Source organism: Dyella japonica DSM 16301 (assembly GCF_001010355.1).
GTDB classification, from domain to species: Bacteria; Pseudomonadota; Gammaproteobacteria; order Xanthomonadales; family Rhodanobacteraceae; genus Dyella; species Dyella japonica.
Genome location: NZ_JPLA01000008.1, coordinates 1 through 20,194, shown reverse-complemented (window position 1 = coordinate 20,194; position 20,194 = coordinate 1). Strand labels below are relative to the sequence as shown.

17 protein-coding genes are annotated in these 20,194 nt (G+C 64.1%); 5 read left to right on the top strand and 12 right to left on the bottom strand.

All coding sequences use genetic code 11. The annotated features are described in order from the left end of the window. Window positions 1-7: 7 nt before the first annotated feature. From Y882_RS03225 to Y882_RS03205, 5 genes are all read right to left on the bottom strand, one after another. Window positions 8-1,492, bottom strand: a complete 1,485-nt coding sequence (locus Y882_RS03225) for an efflux transporter outer membrane subunit (protein WP_082120906.1) — start codon at window positions 1,490-1,492, stop codon at window positions 8-10. Window positions 1,493-1,496: 4 nt separating this feature from the next. Beyond that, the gene (locus Y882_RS03220) at window positions 1,497-2,675 is read right to left on the bottom strand and encodes an efflux RND transporter periplasmic adaptor subunit (RefSeq protein WP_046970445.1); all 1,179 of its coding nucleotides are present in this window, start codon (window positions 2,673-2,675) and stop codon (window positions 1,497-1,499) included. Further along, a complete protein-coding gene (locus Y882_RS03215; protein WP_046970444.1) occupies window positions 2,665-5,904 on the bottom strand; it encodes an efflux RND transporter permease subunit in 3,240 nt (1,079 codons plus the stop codon). The genes Y882_RS03220 and Y882_RS03215 overlap by 11 nt, the downstream gene beginning before the upstream one ends. Window positions 5,905-6,250: 346 nt before the next feature. Beyond that, entirely contained in the window at window positions 6,251-7,000 is a 750-nt protein-coding gene (locus tag Y882_RS03210) for a hypothetical protein (RefSeq protein WP_046970443.1), read from the bottom strand. A gap of 45 nt (window positions 7,001-7,045) precedes the next feature. Then, the gene (locus Y882_RS03205; RefSeq protein WP_156171310.1) at window positions 7,046-8,008 is read right to left on the bottom strand and encodes a ComEC/Rec2 family competence protein; all 963 of its coding nucleotides are present in this window, start codon (window positions 8,006-8,008) and stop codon (window positions 7,046-7,048) included. Between the two features lie 473 nt (window positions 8,009-8,481). On the opposite strand from Y882_RS03205, the gene Y882_RS03200 reads away from it, so the two are divergent. Continuing rightward, window positions 8,482-8,823: a helix-turn-helix domain-containing protein gene (locus Y882_RS03200; protein WP_082120905.1), complete on the top strand. Its 342-nt coding sequence runs from the start codon at window positions 8,482-8,484 to the stop codon at window positions 8,821-8,823. 112 nt (window positions 8,824-8,935) lie between these two features. Here the strand turns inward: Y882_RS03200 and Y882_RS03195 are convergent, their stop codons facing one another. The 6 genes from Y882_RS03195 to metG form a co-directional block, all read right to left on the bottom strand. Further along, window positions 8,936-10,357 (bottom strand): sensor histidine kinase, encoded by a 1,422-nt coding sequence (locus Y882_RS03195; protein ID WP_046970441.1) that lies wholly within the window; start codon window positions 10,355-10,357, stop codon window positions 8,936-8,938. Beyond that, window positions 10,354-11,019 (bottom strand): response regulator, encoded by a 666-nt coding sequence (locus Y882_RS03190; RefSeq protein ID WP_046970440.1) that lies wholly within the window; start codon window positions 11,017-11,019, stop codon window positions 10,354-10,356. Before Y882_RS03190 ends, Y882_RS03195 begins: the two co-directional genes overlap by 4 nt. A 248-nt stretch (window positions 11,020-11,267) precedes the next feature. Next, entirely contained in the window at window positions 11,268-11,576 is a 309-nt protein-coding gene (locus Y882_RS03185) for a hypothetical protein (protein WP_046970439.1), read from the bottom strand. 512 nt (window positions 11,577-12,088) lie between these two features. Then, on the bottom strand, window positions 12,089-12,724 hold the full coding sequence (nth, locus tag Y882_RS03180; protein ID WP_046970438.1) for an endonuclease III: 636 nt from the start codon (window positions 12,722-12,724) through the stop codon (window positions 12,089-12,091). Then, window positions 12,721-13,329 carry an electron transport complex subunit RsxB gene (locus tag Y882_RS03175; RefSeq protein WP_046970437.1) on the bottom strand — a complete coding sequence of 203 codons (609 nt, stop codon included), beginning with the start codon at window positions 13,327-13,329 and terminating at the stop codon, window positions 12,721-12,723. Before Y882_RS03175 ends, nth begins: the two co-directional genes overlap by 4 nt. A gap of 11 nt (window positions 13,330-13,340) precedes the next feature. Next, window positions 13,341-15,440, bottom strand: coding sequence for a methionine--tRNA ligase (metG, locus tag Y882_RS03170; RefSeq protein WP_046970436.1), 2,100 nt, complete (start codon window positions 15,438-15,440; stop codon window positions 13,341-13,343). 251 nt (window positions 15,441-15,691) lie between these two features. Here metG and Y882_RS03165 point away from each other — a divergent pair, with 251 nt between their 5' ends. The 3 genes from Y882_RS03165 to Y882_RS03155 are packed head-to-tail and all read left to right on the top strand — an operon-like array spanning window position 15,692 to window position 18,304. Beyond that, entirely contained in the window at window positions 15,692-16,864 is a 1,173-nt protein-coding gene (locus tag Y882_RS03165; RefSeq protein WP_046970435.1) for an MFS transporter, read from the top strand. Beyond that, entirely contained in the window at window positions 16,864-17,505 is a 642-nt protein-coding gene (locus tag Y882_RS03160; RefSeq protein WP_046970434.1) for an HAD family hydrolase, read from the top strand. The genes Y882_RS03165 and Y882_RS03160 overlap by 1 nt, the downstream gene beginning before the upstream one ends. Further along, entirely contained in the window at window positions 17,498-18,304 is an 807-nt protein-coding gene (locus Y882_RS03155) for a DeoR/GlpR family DNA-binding transcription regulator (RefSeq protein ID WP_046970433.1), read from the top strand. The genes Y882_RS03160 and Y882_RS03155 overlap by 8 nt, the downstream gene beginning before the upstream one ends. A gap of 92 nt (window positions 18,305-18,396) precedes the next feature. Here the strand turns inward: Y882_RS03155 and Y882_RS03150 are convergent, their stop codons facing one another. Continuing rightward, entirely contained in the window at window positions 18,397-18,843 is a 447-nt protein-coding gene (locus tag Y882_RS03150; RefSeq protein WP_046970432.1) for a DUF2147 domain-containing protein, read from the bottom strand. A gap of 148 nt (window positions 18,844-18,991) precedes the next feature. Between Y882_RS03150 and apbC the strand changes: the two genes are divergently transcribed. Then, entirely contained in the window at window positions 18,992-20,080 is a 1,089-nt protein-coding gene (gene apbC, locus Y882_RS03145; RefSeq protein WP_046970431.1) for an iron-sulfur cluster carrier protein ApbC, read from the top strand. Window positions 20,081-20,194: the final 114 nt, after the last annotated feature.

Here is a 20,194-nt window from a genome sequence, read left to right as displayed (position 1 = left end):
CGTCGCGTCAGCGGGCCTGGGTCGTGCTGTCGGCCACCGCGTTGGCGGTGGTCGACAGCTGGGCTGCATCCCAGCCACCGCCGAGCGCGCGGATCAGATCCACGCTCGCCTGCAGACGTCGCGTGCGCACTTGTTCCGCGCTGCGTTCGGCCTGCAGTTCAGCGGTCTGTGCGCTCACCACGTCGAGATAATTCACCGCGCCTTCGCGATAGCGATTGGTCGCGATGGTCTGCGAATCACGCGCGGCACTGGCGGCATCGTCTTGCTGATGCGCTTCCTTGCCGAGCTGTTGAAGCAGGGTGAGGTTGTCTTCCACCTGTTGGAACGCGTTGAGCACGACGCCGCGATAAAGGCCCGCCGACGCATCCAGGTTTGCCTGCGCGGCCTGTACCTTGGAGCGCCGCAATCCACCATCGAATAGTGTCATCGCCAGATCCGGACCCAGCGCCCAATAGCGGTTGCCCGCGCTAAGCAGGTTGCCCATGCCGGTGTCCTGCCAACCCAGAGCAGCGGAAAGACTCAGGCGCGGAAAGAACGCCGCGCGCGCCACGCCGATCTCGGCATTGGCGGCAAACACGCGCCGCTCGGCGGCGGCAATATCGGGACGACGCTCCAGCAATTGCGACGGCACGCCGAGCGGGATCGCGGGCACCTTGATCGGTGTGTTGTCGACCGGCAGCGAGAAGCGCGACGCGGAGTCGCCCACCAGCGTGGCGATCGCGTGTTCGGTCAGCGCGCGTTGCGCCTGGACGTCCGAAACCTGCGCCTGGGCATCCGACAGCTGCGTCTTCGCGCGGCTCACATCGAGGCCCGAGGCCACGCCACCCTGGAAACGCCGCTGGGTGAGATCGAGCCCTTGCTGGTACGCATCCAGTGTGTCGGTGAGGATGCGCTCCTGCACGTCGTAGCCGCGCAGCCGCAGATAGAGATCGGCCAGCTGTGCTTCGAGGCTCAGCTTCACCGAGGCGAGATCGGCTTGCGCGGCGCTCGCATTCGCCTTGCCGGCAGCCACTTCGTTGCGCACGCGGCCCCAGAGATCGAGTTCGTAACCCAGCCCGAAGCCCAGTGTTTCGGCGCTGTATTCGTTCGGCTGGCCACTGCCGCGCAGCGGGCGGTTGTTGGACTGGCGATTGCGCGAATCGGCGGCGACCATGCCCAGGGTCGGATAGAGGTCCGAGCGCGCCTCACCCAGCAGCGCACGTGCCGCGTCATAGCGCGCCAGGGCGACGGCGAGCGTTGGATTGGAGGCATCGAGCTGCTGCTCCAGCCGATCCAGCGTCGGATTGGCGTACACCGACCACCACGGTCCACGCGCCGCCACATCGGAAGGATGCGCGGGCGACCACAAGCCGTCGGAGGTTTGACCAGCGTAGTGGCCAGGCACGGGGCCGATGTCCGGCTGTTGGTAGACCGGTGCGAGCGAGCAGGCCGGCAGCAGCGCCGCCAGGGCCAACGGCGCGAGTCGACGCAGGGATGGGAGCATGCGCATCATGGTTTCACTCCGGCTTCGCCGTGCCGTCGCCGCCCGCCGCCACCTGCACCAGATCGCCCTGCATCAGCGAATCGGAGGGATGGTTGATCACGCGGTCGCCCGGCTTGAGACCCTTGTCGATGCGCAGCCGATCGCCCAGATCCATCGCGATGTGCACATCGCGCAGCTGGACCTTGTGGTCGGCGCCAACCACGGCGAGCTGGGGACCCTGCGCGCGGAAGATCAGCGTCGTTGCCGGCACGGTGAGCGTATGGCTGTTGCCCGTCAGCGGCAGATGCACTTCGGCATAGGCGCCGGGCAGCAGCGCACCGTCGCGATTGTCCACTTCAAACTGGGCCAGCAGGGCGCCGGAGGTCTGGCTCACGGCGCCGGAGCTGCCGATGAGATGACCGCTGAACTGCTCGCCCGGGTGATCGGGCACATCCAGCTGCACGCTCATGTCGGGACGAATGGCGTCGGCATAGCCCTGTGGCACTTCCACGTAGAGGCGCATGCGCGTGGTATCGGATACGGTGAACAGCGCCGGCGCGTTCTCGCTGTTGGCGCTGATCAGGTCGCCGATATCGGTATTGCGTGCGGTCACTGTGCCGGCAAATGGCGCGGTGATGTGCTTGAACGCTTCCAGCGCGGCAATGCGATCAACATCCGCCTGCGCGCCCAGCACATTGGCTTGCGCGGCTTCGGCTTCGCCTGCCTTTTCATCGGCTTCCTGCTTGGACACGGAGTTGGACTGCAGCAGGTTTTTCCAGCGCTTATCGGTGAGCACCGCCAGTCGCGCGTTCGCCTGGGCGCGGGCAAGGTTGGCCTTGGCCTGTTCGAACTGCTGGTCCAGTTCCGGCGTATCGATTTCGGCCAGCGACTGGCCTGCGCTGACCTGGCTGCCGATGTCATGGCTCCAGCTCTTGAGGTAGCCGCTGACGCGCGCGTGGATGGGTGCGCCAATCCACGCATCCAGACGACCGGGCAGCGTCATGCTCGCCTGCCCGTGGCCTCCCTCCGGGGTGACCAGCTGCACGCTGGGCGTGACCTGGGCATCCGTCCACTTCACGACACGGTGATAGTCGTAGGCGCGCACGGAAATGCCGGCGATGGTGGCAAGCAAGGTCAGCGCGAGCCCGATGCGCACGGCACGGCCGAGCTTCGGCGTGCGCGCGGGCGCGGCGATGGTGGCGTCATGCGACATGGACAGGTACTCCAGAGGCGGAATCGGTGGCGGCCTGTGCCTGCGTGCGGCCATGCACGATGCTGAAGATCACCGGCACGAAGAGCAGGGTGGCGAAGGTCGCAAACAGCAGGCCGCCGATCACGGCGCGGCCCAGCGGCGAGTTCTGTTCGTGGGTCAGCGCCATCGGCAACATGCCGATGATCATCGCCAGCGCGGTCATGCAGACCGGACGAAATCGCGTGAAGCCCGCTTCGAGCGCGGCCTTCACCGCATCGCCATGTTCGGCCAGGCGTTCGCGGCAGAAACTGACCACCAGGATCGAGTTGGCCGTGGCCACGCCCATGCACATGATCGCGCCGGTCAATGCGGGCACCGACAGCGTGGTGTGCGAGAGGAACAGCATCCACACGATGCCGGCGAGCGCGGCGGGCAGGGCGGTGATGATCACGAACGGATCCAGCCACGACTGGAAGTTCACCACGATCAGCAGATAGATCAGCACGATCGCGCCGACCAGGCCGAAGGCGAGCCCACCAAAGGCCTCATTCATGGTGCCCACCTGTCCATGGAGGCTGACCAGAGTGCCCTTGGGACGTGAGGCGGCAAACTGATCCAGCACCTTCTGCACATCGCCCGCGACCGCGCCCAGGTCGCGATCCTGCACGGCCGCATAGATGTCGAACGACGGCAGGATGTTGTAGTGGGAGACCACGGCTGCGCTTGGCACGCGCATGAAGGTCGCAATGCCGCCAAGCACCTGGCTGGCGCCCTTGCCGGCCGGCGTCACCGGCAGGCCGGCCAGATCGGCCATGCTGTCCATCTTGTATTGCGGCGTGGCGGCCACGATGGGATAGGACACGCCGTTCCTGGGATTGAGCCAAAAGGTCGGCGCCACCTGCGAGCTGCCGGCCAGCGAGGCCACCATGCTGTTGGTGACATCGCGTTCGGTCACGCCCAGGCGGTCGGCGCGCGTGCGGTTCACCGTCACGTTGAGCTGGGGATAGCTGCTGCTCTGCTGCAGGCGTACATCGGCGATACCGGGCACGCTGCGCAGGCGCTTGAGGATATCGGTGGCGTAGGCTTCGTTCGCCTTGAGGTCGCGGCCGGCGATGGAAATATCCAACGGCGCGGGCGCACCGAAGTTGAGGATCTGCGAGCTCATGTCGGCGGGCAGGAACGCAAACTGCGTGCCCGGAAATTCGCGCGGCAAGCGCGCACGCAGTTCGCGCACGAAATCGGCGGTCGGCGCGTGGTCTTCCTTCAGCACAACCTGGATCTCGCCGTCCTGCGGACCAATCGTGCCGCTGGCGTTGTAGACCATGTTCACGCCCGACAGCGGCAGGCCGATATTGTCGATCACCGTGTCCAACTGATCGGCCGGAATGACCTGGCGGATCGCACGCTCGATGCGGTCGAACTCGGCTGCTGTTTCCTCGACGCGCGTGCCCATCGGCGCGCGCACATGCAGGGCGATGGCGCCGGCGTCCACATCGGGGAAGAAGTCGCGGCCCAGCAGCGGCACCAGCGCAAACGATGCGACCACGAAGGCGAGAAAGCCGATGATGAAGCGGCGGCGATGGGCAAGCGCCGCCGTCAGGGTGGCGTGGTAGACGTCACGCACCTGTGCAAAGCGGTGCTCGAAGCGTTGCTGGAAGCGCACCAGGGAAGCCACCAGCGCACGCCGCTTGCGCCGCGCCGGCTGGTCGCCCTCGTGGTGGTTGAGATACTCGTCCTCCGGGTGATCGCCCGGACCTGTTTCCATGTGATGCGGCTTGAGCAAGGCCATGGCCAACGTCGGCACGAGGGTGCGCGACAGCACGAACGAGGACACCATCGCGAAGATCACCGCGAGCGCCATCGGCCGGAACAGAAAGCCCGCGATACCATCGAGCAGGAACATCGGCACGAAGACGATGCAGATGCACAGCAGGGACACGAACGCCGGCGTCACGATCTGCCTGGCGCCGTCCATGATCGCCGTGTGCACGTCCTTGCCTTGCTCAAGATGCCAATTGATGTTCTCGATGGTCACCGTGGCGTCGTCCACCAGGATGCCTACCGCCAGCGCGAGGCCGCCCAGCGTCATCACGTTGAGCGTTTGTCCGGTCGCCGAGAGCAGGGCGATGGCCGAAAGGATGGCCAGCGGAATCGACACCGCGATGATCACGGTCGAGCGCCAGCTGCCCAGGAAGATCAGGATCATCACCGAGGTCAGCAGGGCGGCGATGATGCCTTCGCGCGCCACCGATGAAATCGCCGCCTTCACGAAGGTCGACTGATCGCTCAGCAGTGTCACCTTGAGCGCGGAAGGCAGCGATTCCAGCACGTGCGGCATCAACTGCTTGATGCCCGACACCACCGCCAGCGTCGATGCATCGCCCACCTTCAGCGCGGGCATCAGCACGGCACGCTTGCCGTCCACGCGCACCACGTTGGTCTGCGGCGCGGCGCCGTCGCGCACGTGGGCCACGTCGCCGATGGTGATGGTGGCGCCATGCACCGTCTTGACCGGCAGCTGATTGAGCTCGTCGACGGCATCGGGGCTGTTGTTGAGTTGCACGTGGTACTCGGCCATGCCGATCTTGGCCGTGCCGACCGGGATGATCTGGTTCTGCGCGGCCAGCGCATTGCTCACGTCCTGCGCGGACAGACCATTCGCGGCCAGTGCGCGCGGATCAAGATCCAGCGTGACCTGGCGCGCCGCGCCGCCGTAGGGCGTGGGTACCGCCACACCAGGCACCGAGGTCAGCATGGGGCGCATCACATTGAGGCCCTGGTCGAGGATCTTCGCCTCGGACATGCTGGTGCTCGACAGCGCCATCTGCAGGATGGGCACGGTCGAGGCGTTGTAGTTGAGGATCAGCGGCGGCGTGATGCCGGGCGGCATCTGCTTGAGCACCGTCTGCGAGATCGAGGTGACCTGTGCGGTGGCCGTGCGGATGTCCACGCCGGGCTGGAAGAAGATCTTCACGATGCCCATGCCGGGCAGCGATTGCGACTCGATGTGCTCGATATTGTTGACCGAGGTGCTGAGCTGGCGTTCGTAGTAGTAGACGACCCGACCCGACATCTGGTCCGGTGGCAGACCGTTGTAGCTCCACACCACGCTGATCACCGGTATGCCGATGTTCGGGAAGATATCGGTGGGCGTGCGCAACGCGGCCAGCGGACCGGCGATCAGGATAAGCACGGCCAACACGATGAAGGTCAGCGGTCGCGACAGGGCGATTCGGACAAGAGCAAGCATGGACGCCACAGCCTGAGGGCCTTAGGCCCGACGCTGGCCATGATGGCAAGGCAATCTTGTGGAAACCTTTTGGGAGGCGCCTTGCTCTCAAGCTGGTCATTCCGGCCTGCGCCGGAATGACGATCAAAAGGAGCGAAGCGCGCCTGCTCAGCCGGGAACCGCTGCCATCCGGATGCTCACCAACAATCCCCGCCCCACCGGCGACTTCAGCCATTCGATCGACGCATCGTGCAATTCAATCGCACGATGCACAGGCCCAGGCCATGACCTGGCGCGGTCGAGCGCGAAATGCGAAAGGCGGCGTAGGCAGCAGGCGCTACGCGTGCGATCGCACTCTCAGCGGCTTTCAGTCAGCCAAAGGCAGGTCGTCGATGTACTTTGCTGCTCTTTCGCCTAACCTCGCGACGATGGTATCGCGAACAACCTCATAGATCTCTTCGTTCAAGTTGATGGTTTGAACGGCCTTGTACATCTCGGTATCGGAGCTGTTGAACGTGAACCAGAGGACGCGTGTCATGTTCTGGCCGGTGTGAAGATAGAAAAACGCCATCTTCATGAACATGACACCGTTTTCATCGGAGGCGGTGGCGATCTGGGCGTTGGCTTTGGTGAGATCGTGACTTGCTGTCTCGAAGATGGTGGCCGCCTTTTTTCCCTCCGAAAGCGCCTTGAGTGCATTGATGGCTTCAGTCAGGACCAGTTCCTCATCTTCGGTCATCAGCGCAGCGAGCAATTCGATCAGAACGGTGTCCACTTCGAACGAGGCGGCATTGCCATCGTACTTGGTGAACCCGAACGACTGGATCACCCAACCAATGTTTTCCAGTATCTCGATGTACTTGTTGTACCAGTCCACCGCGTTGTTGATCCGATCGAAGGCCGCGTTTGCCCCGAGCTGGGCGTACAGGGTCGAATTGAGTGCGTCCTTGCGATGCTGCAGCCCCACGTTGGCGACGAACGAGACAACCGACCCCGCATCAACCGCTGCACCTTTCTTTTCTTCTTCACCACCCAGCCTGGCCAACGAAAGGTCGGCGTCTGCGAGGGGGAGGCTTTCGATGTACTGGAGGCGTTCCTCAAGCGTGAGGCGAGACATGGCATGTTGCTCCTAGGAGATGGTTGATGGTCGGCCCGATGGAGGCTAGTTGGTGCATTGGCTTGGACCGCAGTAGATCGTCGTGCGCGCACCTGCGCCGCCCGCGTTGACGTCGACGGTCAGGGTGCCATTGGAGTTCGTTCCGAAAATGGCATACGGCTCGTCTTCGTATTTCCACCACTGGCCATGTTCGCCACAGTAGAGAAGGTGTTTCGGAGCGCCCAACAGGCGAGCACCGTTGGCGTCGCGGTAATTCTGGATGGCTTGGCAACGTGGGTGGTAATACGAGTTGCCGGCACTGGAAAGGAGATAGCGAGGAAGGGTGCTCTCAGCCCAGGCCTTGTTGTTGCTTCCGTTGCTTTCTGCGCCGTGATGACTGACTTCCAGCACGTCGGTAAAAAGGAAATTGGCCGGCTTGTGGTTATTGCCGGCATTTTCAACCGCCTGTGCCTGGGCATCTCCTGTGGCATCGCCGGGAAACAGCAGTTTTTCGCCGTTGTGATCAATCATCAGCATCATGCTTGCAGCATTGGCGCCCTTGGTGCTGTTGACGGTAAGTACGTAAGTATTGGCGGTGCCGCACTGCAGCGCATCGACCCTGTTGCCATCGTTGCTCCAGCCGGGATCGAAGCCGGTCACCCCGGGATCGGGAAAGGCATTCATGCGGATGGGTATGTGAGCGTCCCGAGCCTCACGTAACCACGTTTTCACCCGGTCGTTGTAGTTGGCATAGGAGCCGCCACCCCAGATGGAGCGGATCGCCACTGGGGTTGGATTGGGAAAAATATCGGGGACGTAGTTACCGTGATCCGCATCACTATGACTGAAGACCAGGATCACCGGACGTCCCGCCGTGGTTGCCTGCACGGCAGCCACCGCCTGATCTTTGGTCAGTCCGCCATCCGAATTGCTGGAGCCGCAATCATCAAGCAGCACGGGAGCGTTGTTGCCCGGGCATTCCACGACATGGCACATGCCCGCACCAACGTAGAAGTAGTGGGCACGCAAGGTAGTGGTGGCTCTGACGGGAATAAGCTGAGGAGCGAGGGCCTCCTCGCTTAGAGCCGGGGGCGCTGCAGAGGGGCGCCTGATGACACGGTGGCAGGCCGAAAGACCTATGCCCACCAGCAGGACGACAGCCACTCGTATCCATAGCCGATACTTGTCCATTGGAAGTTAGCCTCAATCCTGTAGCAAGGCGAGATTTCGCTGCCTTCTGCAAGCGTGCGCCCACGGGCGAAACACGCTCAAGCAAGTTCCCTTGCGCGGTCTTCAAGCATGTTGAGCCACGCGCAAGAAATCGAGCGTCGTGCGGCATCAGATCTGGTTGGCCAAGCGTCAAGGCGAAGCCCGGCTCAGGCGGCCTCGCCGGGAGACGATCGAAAGGTGGGGCTTTTCATGGGTAATGGGCGTCGGTCCAACGCGCCGTGATGGCTGGCATGTGAAGCACTTGCATCCGTCGATGGTGTAAAGGGGGCGGGATGGAAGAGACACGAGGGAGTCGTCTGCGGACCGCCATGCGAGCTCGCGGTTTGACCAAGCTCAGCGCCATGGCAGCGGCTGTCGGCGTTACGGAAAGCGCCATCAGTCGCTGGTGCCACGACGGCGCCATGACGATTGACAATGTCGTGGTCGTCTGCGGTGTGCTGGAAATTTCGATTGACTGGCTACTATTGGGTCGTGGCGAGATGGAGCAACACCAGGTGGACACGGTGGCATTCCATCCGCTCATTGCCCGCGCAGTCGCTCGAATGAAACCTCACGTACGCGAGCATCTGTCGCGATTTCTATCGACGGTGCAAGAAGACCCGGGTGATCGATAGGCCGCCAACGGCGTGGTGAGGTTGCTTTCGCATCAAGCTTGCCAGGAGTCTCAGGAAGACCCTGCTGGCGATGGCCGCCGCTGCCCGCTTTCCGAGGCGCGGAAATGACCAGCTATGGGAGGTTTCTCGATGAATGGACGGGCTCTGCAATCATGCGGATGCGCACCAGCAAGCCACGCCCCAAGGGCGATTCCAACAGTTCAATCGACGCCTCGTGCAACTCGATCGCACGCTGCACGATACTCAGCCCCAGGCCATAACCACGCGTGGCGCTTTCCACCTCACGATGGAAGCGCTGGAAGACGGCCTGTCGTCGATCCTCGGGTATGCCCGGCCCGTTGTCGGAGATATCGATAACCACCTGCGCAGCGTCCCGGTGAACGGAAACATCCACCTGGCCTTCAGTCTCCGTGTAGCGCAAGGCGTTCTCGATCAGATTGCGAAACATGGCCGTGAGTGCCACTTCGTGGCCAAGCACAAGCGCCATGTCGTCGTCATGCGCCAGGCTGAGTGAGATGTCCTTCTCGGCAATCAGCGGCGCCAGTTCCTCAATCACCTCGGTGGCGATGCGGATCAGGTCCATCGGCCTGCGCTGTTGCGAAGCGGCGCCGGCCTCAAGTCGGGCCATCGCCAGGATCTGCTCGATGCGTCGCCCCAGCCGCGCCATACTCTGCTGCGCGTGACGCACGGTGAATTCCACTTCGCTAGGGTCGTCCGCAATCATTGCGCTTTCCAGATGGATCATGGTCGCCGCGAGCGGCGTGCGCAGCTCATGGGCGACGTCGGTGGCAAAGCGGTGTTCGCGATCGAGTGCGTCCTCCAGTCGTTCCAACTGCTGGTTCAGCGCCACGATGAGCGGCTTGATTTCGCCAGGCGCGACATCCGCCGGCATCGGCTTGCGACTGCCGGGCGTGCGACGGTCCAGCATCTGGGTGAGCACGGCGACCGGGCGCAGGCCGCGTTTCACGGCAAGGCTCACCAGCAGCGCGAGCAAGGGCAGGCCCACCAGCAGCGGCAGCGTGTGCTCGATCACCAGGCCGCGCGCAATGTCGGCGCGATTGTCGGACTGCTCGCCGATGCGGATCACCAGGGCGGCGCGGTTCTGCAGCGTGAACGTGCGCCACTGCTTGCCTTCGAGCTGGATGTCGCGAAAGCCGCGCTCCTCGCCGGTCGGCGGCGGCAGGTCGGTGAAGTTGGAAGTGGCGGCGATCAATTCGCCCTGCGGATCGTAGGCTTGAAAACCGACTTCCGGTTCATAGTTGTGCGGATGTACCGACACCACCACGCCATGGCGATGGCGGTCGGCGCTTTGCGTGATCGCGGGCAGGTCCGCTTCGTGCAGCGGCAATTGCCCGTGTGCGATCAGCGTGCCCAGCGTACGGCCGGCCTGGGCGAGGCGACCGTCGAGCAGTTCGTTCATCTCGCGCAGTTCGCGACGATAGCTGATCCAGCCCAGCGGTATCAGCACGGCCACCATCACGGCGATGATCAGCCAGGTGAGGCGGGTGCGCAGACTGATCGGCTGGGTGATCATTGCGGCTCGCGCGGGATCATGTAGCCGATGCCGCGCACCGTGTGGATCACCTCGGGGCTCAGCTTGCGGCGCAGCCAGTGCACCTGCACTTCGATGGCGTTGCGTTCCACCACGGTATCCAGGCCATAGACGGAGTTCTCCAGCGCCTCGCGACGCACGATGCGTCCGGCGCGCTCCATCAGCACGCGCAGCAGGGCGAACTCACGCCGCGTCAGCGTGACGTGCTCGCCGCGAAACTCCACTTCGGCCGTGGCCAGGTTGAGACGCAGGCCGCCGACCTCCACCAGGTTGTCGGCAAGGCCTTGTGTACGGCGCGTGAGGGAGCGGATGCGGGCGGCCAGTTCACCCAGGTGGAAAGGCTTCACCAGGTAGTCGTCAGCGCCCAGATCCAAGCCGCGGATACGCATCTCGAGCGCGTCGCGGGCCGTCATCACCAGCACCGGCGTCTTCACGCCGGAGCGCCGGGCCTCGGCGAGCACTTCCAGGCCGTCCTTGCCGGGCAGGCCCAGATCGAGCAGGACCAGGTCGACGGGATCGCCACGCAGGGCCTCCATCGCCTCGCGACCGTCGCGCAGCCAGGTCACCGCATAGGACTGGTGTTCCAGCGCGTGCTTGATCGCACCGCCCAGCTCGGCATCGTCTTCGACCAGCAGAATATGCATGCCTTCGCACCTGTGACGGACATGGCGGCGGCACGGTCCAGGCCGGCGCCAGGCCCCATGATCCGTGTCCTACCTTTTGTGGATCTTTTCCCGGGCCGCTGGCAGCCGCCCAGGCGTCACGTTGGCAAGTGAGACGGGTGGCGTCAACCAGACGCGCACAGGAAGACGGCGAGCCTGCTGGCTCGCCGTCTTCCTTCCTGTTTTGGCGCGAATCAGGGGCGCCGGTCAAACGCTTGGGGAAAGCGCTTTCAAGGGGTCTTGGCCAGGGCGGCCTGCACGATCGCTGCGCGCAGTTCGGTCTGGTTGAGGGCAACGCCTTGTGATTGGTCGATGGCCACGGCCTTGATCGACTGTGGCTTCAACATAAGGTGACGCTGCGTTTCCCAACTATTGGCCTGCTGTTGGGCGCGTGCGTAGTCAGCCGGAGTGTTTCCGACGAAACCAATGACGGCGTAGCCATTGAGATCGACGGTATAGGATTCGACGGTGGCGTAGGCGGAACCGATGCTGGCAAAACCTAGTGCAGCCACGACAGCGGGGAGGATGTAGCGCTTCATGGTGAGGCCTCCTAACGGGGAGAGTTCCGGGGGAGGCTCAACGTTAGGTCGATGCGGCGATTCATGCTTGAGGAACTTGCACGAAACACTGAGGAATTTATGAGGTTTCGCGACCCTCTCCACACGTCATATGCCACTAGTCACAGGTATTTCGTGCGTGCACGACACGAGAATGCAAGAACCTGCCGCTTGCATGTGACGAACGGTGTGGCGGCATGGACACGCGAAATGTCGCGTCGATGACTTGGGCACATCATCATGCGCGTGCATCGCGATTGTCGTTGCAAACGAAACGGATGGCCGGCGTGCGAGATGTCGAAACGACGACAGCGCGAGTCGTGACCAATGACCTACGCTCGTCACGACATCGTCATCGATGCGCTCATCGATGACGCCTCGCGCTTTCGCGTACCTGACCGCTGCGACGCTGCAGCGCAGTCGTTACCGGCGCAACTGTTGAAGCCCCAGCAGGCAAGTGGATTGCTCGCGTGGCCTTTCAGTGCAGCAAGTGGTCAGGCCTTCGTTTTGTCCTTGTAGCGGCACAAATCGCGAATGACGCATTGTGGACAATCGGGTTTACGCGCCTTGCACACATAGCGCCCGTGCAGGATCAGCCAGTGGTGAGCGTCCTGCTTGAATTCCAGCGGCACTACTTTTTCCAGCTTGTCTTCCACGGCGCGCACGTCTTTGCCCGGGGCGAGACCGGTGCGGTTGGAGACGCGGAAGATATGCGTGTCCACCGCAATCGTGGCGTGGCCAAAGGCCGTATTGAGCACTACGTTGGCGGTCTTGCGGCCGACGCCGGGCAGGGCCTCCAGCGCTTCGCGCGTCGGCGGCACCTCGCCGTCGTATTGCTCGACCAGGATCCTGCACAAGGCCATCACATGCTTGGCCTTGCTGTTGAACAGGCCGATCGTGCTGATGTACTGCTTGAGCTTGTCCTCGCCCAGGTCGAGGATCGCCTGCGGCGTATTCGCTACCGGGTAGAGCTTTTTGGTCGCCTTGTTGACGCCCACGTCGGTCGCCTGCGCCGACAGCACCACCGCCACCAGCAGTTCGAACGGTGTGGTGTAGTGAAGTTCGGTGGTGGGATGCGGATCGACTTCGCGCAGACGGCTGAACAGCTCGACGATGTCGGCCTTCTTCACGAGGTCTTTCCTTGTTGTTTGGCCTTGGCACGGGCGAGCGCGGCGAGCACGGGATTGGTCGGCGTCGTCATGGCGGCCACCTCGGCCTTGCGCGTGGCAAGCTCTTCCTCACGGCGCTGACGTTCGTGCGACAGTCGTGCCTCGCGACGCTGGAAATGGGTGCGCGATGCATCGGCGTGGACTGGATCGTCGACCTGTGCCAACGGCATCGGCTCGAGCACGATGCAATCCACCGGACAGGCCGGCACGCAGAGTTCGCAACCTGTGCAGTCGTCGCTCATCACGGTGTGCATCACCTTGGATGCGCCCACGATCGCATCCACCGGACACACCTGGATGCATTTGGTGCAGCCGATGCAATCGGCTTCGACGATGCGTGCAAGCGTGCGTGGCTTTTCGATCCCATGCTCCGGATCGAGCGGCAGCACGGGCACATCCAGCAGCGCAGCAAGCCTGGCGATGCCGATCGCACCACCCGGCGGACACTGGTTGATGTTCGCCTCGCCGCTGGCGATCGCCTCCGCGTACGGACGGCAGCCGTGATAGCCGCACTGCTCGCATTGCGTCTGCGGCAGCAGGGCATCGATGCGGTCGGCCAGCGACATGACGGGGGAGATCAGCGGACGGTAGCGCCGGGCTTGGCGCCCTGGTCGGCATCGAGCAGGAACAGGTCGCTGCCGCCGTCGCCGGCAGACAGGATCATGCCTTCGGACACACCGAAACGCATCTTGCGCGGCGCCAGGTTGGCGATGAACACCACGTTGCGGCCCAGCAGCTTTTCCGGCTCGCCGTAGCCCGCACGGATGCCCGAGAAAATCTGGCGCGTGCCCAGCGGACCGGCATCGAGTTCGAAACGCAGCAGCTTGTCCGAACCGTCCACGAATTCGCAGGCGGTGACCTTGCCGATGCGCAGGTCGAGCTTGGCGAAATCGTCGATGCCGATGAGGGCAGGGGCTTCGGGGGCGGCGGTCGGTGCGGTGCTGGCTTCAGTCATGGTCTTGGTTTGTTCTTTGATTTTCTTGGGAGCAGGTTTGCTTTCGGCGGGCGCCAGGGAATCCTTGGACGCTTCCACCATGGCCTCGACCTGCTTGGGGTCGATGCGGCCGAGCAGCGGCTCGAACGCGTTGATGGTGTGGTTGTGCAGCTCGGCGCGCGCATCGTCGAAGCCGTTGATCGGCGCGGCGAGGAAACGCTCGGCTGCTGCCACCGTGGCCGGCACCACCGGCTTCAGCAGGCCGGCCAGCAGGCGGAACGCCGCCAGCGCGAACGAGCACACCTGGTGCAGTTCGTCGCGGCGCGACTCGTCCTTGGCCATGGCCCACGGTGCCTTGGCGGCGATATAGCCGTTGACCATGTCGGCCATGGTCACGAAGCGGCGCGCCACTTCGGCGAATTCGCCCACGTTGTACAGCGCGGGGATATCGCCGTAGAGCGACAGCAGCTCGCGCCACAGTTCCTGTTCTTCTGCGCTGAAGGCCGGGGCGAGGCGACCGTCGAAATACTTGTGGACAAAGCCCGCCGTGCGGCTGGCGATGTTCACCCACTTGCCGACCAGGTGGGAGTTGACGCGTTCCTCGAAGGTCTTCAGATCGAGGTCCACGTCCACCGGCGCATCGCTCAGCATGGTGGTGAAGTAATAACGCAGGAATTCCGGGTGCAGACCCGAATCCAGATAGGTGCGCGCCTTGATGAAGGTGCCGCGCGACTTGGACATCTTCGCGCCGTTGACGGTGAGGTAACCGTTAACGTGCAGCGCCGTCGGCGTGCGGAAGTTCGCGCCGTGCAGCATCGCCGGCCAGAACAGGCCATGGAAATTGATGATGTCCTTGCCGATGAAGTGATGCAGTTCGGCGCGACTGTCGACGCTGAGGAAATCCTCGAAGTTCAGGTCGGTGCGATCGCACAAGGCCTTGAAGCTGGCCAGATAGCCCACCGGCGCATCCAGCCACACATAGAAGTACTTGCCCGGCGCGTCGGGTATCGGAAAGCCGAAGTAGGGCGCATCGCGGGAGATGTCCCAGTCCTTCAGGCCGCTGTCCAGCCACTCGCGCAATTTCGCGGTAACGCCGCTGTTGGCCACCGGCTGGCCGTTGGTGAACTTGCCGGCGAACCAGTCGCGCAGCAGCGGCTCGAACTTGCCCAGCTCGAAGAAGTAGTGCTCCGAGTCGCGCAGCACCGGCGTGGCGCCGGACATCACCGAGTAGGGATTGATCAGATCGGTGGGCGCGTAGGTGGCGCCGCAGTTCTCGCAGTTGTCGCCGTACTGGTCGGGCGTCTTGCAGTTGGGGCAGGTGCCCTTGATGTAGCGATCGGGCAGGAACATGTCCTTTTCCGGATCGTACAGCTGCTGGATATCGCGCCGGCCGATGTAGCCGCCGTCGCGCAGACGCGTGTAGATCAGCGAGGCCAGCTCGCGGTTTTCTTCGGAGTGGGTCGAATGATAGTGATCGAACGCCACGCCAAAGGCCGCGAAGTCCGCTTCGTGACCGACACGGATCCCTTCGATATAGGATTCGGGCGACAGCCCGGCCTTTTCCGCTGCCAGCATGATCGGCGTGCCGTGGGCATCGTCCGCGCATACATAGATGGTCTCGTTGCCCTGCATCCGCTGCGCGCGTACCCAGACGTCGGCCTGGATGTAGCCCAGCAGGTGGCCCAGGTGGAGCGGGCCATTGGCATAGGGCAGCGCGTTGGTGACGAGGAGGCGTCGGCTCATGGGGCGGCAACGGTCTTGAGGGGGTTGTCCATTATGGCATGGGGTGGGCGTGTCCCTCGCGCATGCCGTCGTTTGGACGTCTGCGAGGATCGCTTGTTGATGCCGCTGGCGTCACCCGTGTGGTCGCCCGCCAATTGCGCGACGATGGCAGCCTGGCCCGGCTTCCGAAACGTCGCCGCCCCATTCATGCATTGCACGATTGTGCACGTTTGTGTACATTTAACCCGAATCTTCCGATCAACAGGAATGCCGTGAACTCCACCACTGACGCCGCCGTTGCCGGCAAGCCTGCCACGCCCTCGCTCGCGGGTGCCCGGCGGGCCACGCGGTTGATCTTCCTGGTGTCGGGCATCGGCATGTCGGCCTGGGCGCCGATGGTGCCCTATGCCAAGGCGCGCCTGGGGCTGGATGACGCCCAGCTCGGTCTGGCGCTGCTCGCCTTCGGCGGCGGCTCGATGCTGTCGATGCCCTTCGTGGGATGGCTGGCCCATCGGCTCGGCAATCGCACGCTGATCGTCGCCTCGGGCCTGTTGATGTGTCTGGCGCTGCCGGTGCTGGCGATGGTCACCAACATCACGGAGCTGATCGGCGTGCTGCTGTATTTCGGCGTGGTGCTGGGCGCGGTGGATGTGGCCATGAATGCGCATGCCGTCGATGTGGAACGCCTCGACGGCGGGCGGCTGATGTCCGGCTTCCACGGCTTGTTCAGTGTGGGCGGCCTCACCGGGGCGGCGCTGACCAGCGCCTTGTTGGCGGTCGGCGTACCGCTGACGGCCGCCGCCAGCGTGCTCGCGATCCTGCTTGCCGTGGTGGTGCTGTGGTTGCGCAGCGACCTGCTTGATGACGCCCCGACGGCCGATACGCCGCGCAAGGAACCGATGCGCATGCCGCACGCGCTGGCGTGGCTGCTTGGCCTGCTGTGCTTCGTGAGCTTCTTGGCCGAAGGCGCGATGCTGGACTGGAGCGCCGTGTTCCTGCGCGATGTCCGCGGCATCTCGGCGGCATCGGCGGGCTTCGGTTATGCCTTCTTCTCCGCCGCGATGGTGGTGGGGCGTTTCTCCGGCGACCGCTTTGTCGGGCGCTATGGCCCCGAGTCGGCCATGCGCATCGGCGCGGCGCTGGCGGCAGCAGGATTTCTGCTGGTGGCCTGCGTGTCGGGCGTAGTGATGTCGCTGGTGGGCTTCGTGCTGATCGGCCTTGGCGCATCCAACATCGTGCCGGTGATGTTCAGCGCGGCAGGACGCCTGCCCAACACGTCGCCGGCGATTGCGATTGCCACCGTGACCACGCTCGGCTACGTGGGCCTGCTCAGCGGCCCCGCGCTGATCGGCCTGGTGGCACATATCAGCAGTCTGCCGATGGCCTTCGCCGGCGTGGCTGGCCTGCTGGTGCTGGTGTCGTTCTCCGCGAGGATCGTGAAGTGATGCGCCCCGCCATCGACACCGTGATCTTCGACCTCGGCAATGTGCTGATTGCCTGGGATCCGCGCCGCCTCTATCGGCAGCTGATCGACGACGAGGCGCAGCTGGACTGGTTCCTGCGCGAGGTCTGCAACAGCGAGTGGAATGAGCAGCAGGATGCCGGACGCCCGTGGTCGGACGCGACGGCACTGTTGCGCGGCCAGTTTCCCGAACACGCCGAGCTGATCGACGCCTACCACCTGCGCTGGGAGGAAACCCTGGTCGGTGCGATGGAGGCAAGCGTCGCGCTGTTGGCCGAGCTGCGTGAGCGTGGCGTGCGATTGCTCGCGCTGACCAACTGGTCGCAGGAAACGTTTCCCATCGCGCGGCAGCGCTTTGCGTTCCTGCAATGGTTCGAAGGCATCGTGGTGTCGGGCGAGGAAGGCCTGATCAAGCCCGATCCGCGCATCTACCAGCGCCTGCTGCAACGCTATGCCGTCGATCCATCGAGGGCGCTGTATATCGACGACTCGGCCCGCAATGTGGCTGCAGCGGAAGCGCTGGGCATGCATGGCTGGTGGTTCCGCGATGCCGATGGCCTGCGCCAGCGCCTGGTGGAACTGCAACTGCTCGAATCATCTGCGCGAGAGGCTTCGCATGGCTAAGTCGCCCATTGCCAGTGTCGACAGCAACGCGCTGCCGGAGGAACGCCAGCAACGCATCCTCGAACGCCTGCGTGCCGAAGGGCGCGTGGTGGCGGCGGAGCTGGCGCTCGCGTTCGAAGTATCGGAAGACTCCATTCGCCGTGATTTGCGCGAGCTGGCGGCGCTGGGGCTGTGCAAGCGCGTCTATGGCGGCGCGCTCTTGCCCACGGTGACGCTGACCCCGCTGAAGCAGCGGCGCAACGAACACTCCGCGCGCAAGCAGGCGCTGGCCCGCAAGGCGGCGAGCCTGGTGCAGGCCGGGCAGACGCTGTTGATCGACGCAGGCAGCACCAATGCGGCGATTGCCGCCGCCTTGCCTCGCGATGCGCGCCTGACCGTGATCACCAATGCACCGCATATCGCCCAGGTGCTGCTCGATCGCGAGGGCTTCGAGGTATTGCTGATCGGCGGACGCATCGATACCACCATCGGCGGCGCCACCGGCGCGCAAGCGGTGGACCAGGTGCGCCGGGTGCGTGCGGATCTGTGTTTTCCCGGCGCCTGCGCCATCGATGCGGCGCACGGCCTGTGGGGCTTCGATAGCGAGGAGTCGCTGTTCAAGCGCGCGATGATCGAGGCGAGCGACGAAACCGTGGTGGTGGCGACCGACGACAAGCTGGGCGCAGTAGCCGCGCATCAGGTGGCCGAACTGGCGCGCGTGCAGCACCTGGTGGTGGAACATTCGGCGGATCGGGCGACGCGTGCGTCGTTTTCGGCGCATGGAGTGGCGGTGCATCGGGCCGAAGCCACAGCCGACTAGTCCCGTTTTTTGTAGGAGCGCACCCTGTGCGCGAACCGCGCAGCGCTACGCGGTTCGCGCACAGGGTGCGCTCCTACAAGAGGTCGTGCCGCTTACGGCTGGCGCTGCCACTCCTGGCTACGGCCAAGCAGGGAGAACCCGATATACCCGCGCACGGTCAGCTTGCTGCCGTCTTCGCTGGGCTGCAGCTTCACCTTGTAGATCTTGCCGGTCTTGGGATCGAGGATCTTGCCGCCGTCCCAGATGTCGCCGTCCTTGTGCACGCCCCACATGATGTTCATGCCTTCGACGGGTTTGTCCTTGCGCTCGCCGTCGCAGTTCTTGCAGATCGGATGCGGGCCTTCATCGGACTGCAGCACTTCCAGCACGGTGGCCTTCAGTTCGCCGCCTTCGTCGGTGATCTTCACGATGGACTTGGGCTTGCCGGTCTCATCGTCGATGGTTTTCCAGGTGCCCACCGGGGTGACCTCGGCGGCGAACACGGCGCTGGTACCCAGCATGAGTGCAGTGACCACAGCGATGCGTAGCAGTGACTTCATGGATGTTCCTCCCGTACGAAAGCGTATGTTCCGAGCCTGACCGACCGGGCGCAAAGCCGTCAAGCTGCAATGCGAAAGCGCCGCAAGCCGTAGGGGACGGCGCACACTGGCATAATGGGTGACCCCCATGACATCGCATCGAACCCCTATGACGCAGGCGAGTGAGGCCCTGGTCCGCCAGATTCTCGGCGAACTTATTGATACCCATACCGGTGCCCCCCTGGCCGAGGCGATCCGCGCCGTGGGCGTGGATGGCGACCGCGTCTCGGTGGACATCCAGCTGGGCTACCCGGCCGCGAGCGTGGCCGATGCGCTGGCCGCCACCGCCAAGCGTGCGCTGGAGGCCGATCCGGCCATCGCCGCGGCATCGGTGTCGATCGGCACCCGCATTCACTCCCACAAGGTGCAGGGCACATTGGCGCCGCAGCCGGGCGTGAAGAACGTCATCGTGGTGGCTTCGGGCAAGGGCGGCGTGGGCAAGTCCACGGTGTCGGCCAACCTGGCGCTCGCGCTGGCGGCCGAAGGCGCCAAGGTGGGTGTGCTCGATGCCGATATCTACGGCCCTAGCCAGCCGCGCATGCTGGGCATCAGCGGCAAGCCGCAGTCGCCGGACGGCAAGACCATTATTCCGCTGCAATCGCACGGCCTGCAGATCATGTCGATCGGTTTCCTCATCGAAGAGGAGACGCCGATGATCTGGCGTGGCCCGATGGTCACCCAGGCCATGATGCAGATGCTCAACGACAGCCGCTGGGAACAGCTCGACTACCTGATCGTCGACCTGCCGCCGGGCACCGGCGACATCCAGCTCACGCTGTCGCAGAAGGTGCCGGTGTCGGGCGCGGTGATTGTCACGACGCCGCAGGACATCGCCCTGCTCGATGCGCGCAAGGCGCTGAAGATGTTCGAGAAGGTCGAAGTGCCTGTGCTCGGCGTGGTGGAGAACATGGCCACCCACGTGTGCTCCAACTGCGGCCACGAGGAACATATTTTCGGCGAAGGCGGCGGTGCGCGGATGGCCGAGCAGTATCAGGTTGCCTATCTGGGCTCGCTGCCGCTGGATATCCGCATTCGCGAACAGGCCGACGGGGGCACGCCCACGGTTGCCGCGATGCCTGATTCGGATCTGGCGGCGCGCTATCGGGAGATGGCGCGGAATGTGGCGGGACGGTTGTCGCGGATGCCGCGGAATAAGTCGTTGGGGTTGGGGAAGATTATGGTGCAGGGGGCGCCGTAGGCGCTTGGCTCGTCATTCCAGCGTAGGCCGGCATTTGCTCGTCATCCCAGCGTAGGCTGGGATCCAGTGACTTTTCGCTTGGTTGTCGCGTTGTGGCCAGCTTGCTCGCCTGCC

Bases quoted from the DNA above. Each gene is read 5' to 3' on its own strand.
- Y882_RS03225 (WP_082120906.1), bottom strand. From the start codon at position 1,492: ATGATGCGCATGCTCCCATCCCTGCGTCGACTCGCGCCGTTGGCCCTG.
- Y882_RS03155 (WP_046970433.1), top strand. From the start codon at position 17,498: ATGGCTAAGTCGCCCATTGCCAGTGTCGACAGCAACGCGCTGCCGGAG.
- metG (WP_046970436.1), bottom strand. From the start codon at position 15,440: ATGAGCCGACGCCTCCTCGTCACCAACGCGCTGCCCTATGCCAATGGC.
- Y882_RS03220 (WP_046970445.1), bottom strand. From the start codon at position 2,675: ATGTCGCATGACGCCACCATCGCCGCGCCCGCGCGCACGCCGAAGCTC.
- Y882_RS03175 (WP_046970437.1), bottom strand. From the start codon at position 13,329: ATGTCGCTGGCCGACCGCATCGATGCCCTGCTGCCGCAGACGCAATGC.
- Y882_RS03185 (WP_046970439.1), bottom strand. From the start codon at position 11,576: ATGAAGCGCTACATCCTCCCCGCTGTCGTGGCTGCACTAGGTTTTGCC.
- Y882_RS03200 (WP_082120905.1), top strand. From the start codon at position 8,482: ATGGAAGAGACACGAGGGAGTCGTCTGCGGACCGCCATGCGAGCTCGC.
- apbC (WP_046970431.1), top strand. From the start codon at position 18,992: ATGACGCAGGCGAGTGAGGCCCTGGTCCGCCAGATTCTCGGCGAACTT.
- Y882_RS03190 (WP_046970440.1), bottom strand. From the start codon at position 11,019: ATGCATATTCTGCTGGTCGAAGACGATGCCGAGCTGGGCGGTGCGATC.
- Y882_RS03150 (WP_046970432.1), bottom strand. From the start codon at position 18,843: ATGAAGTCACTGCTACGCATCGCTGTGGTCACTGCACTCATGCTGGGT.
- Y882_RS03195 (WP_046970441.1), bottom strand. From the start codon at position 10,357: ATGATCACCCAGCCGATCAGTCTGCGCACCCGCCTCACCTGGCTGATC.
- Y882_RS03160 (WP_046970434.1), top strand. From the start codon at position 16,864: ATGCGCCCCGCCATCGACACCGTGATCTTCGACCTCGGCAATGTGCTG.
- Y882_RS03210 (WP_046970443.1), bottom strand. From the start codon at position 7,000: ATGTCTCGCCTCACGCTTGAGGAACGCCTCCAGTACATCGAAAGCCTC.
- Y882_RS03215 (WP_046970444.1), bottom strand. From the start codon at position 5,904: ATGCTTGCTCTTGTCCGAATCGCCCTGTCGCGACCGCTGACCTTCATC.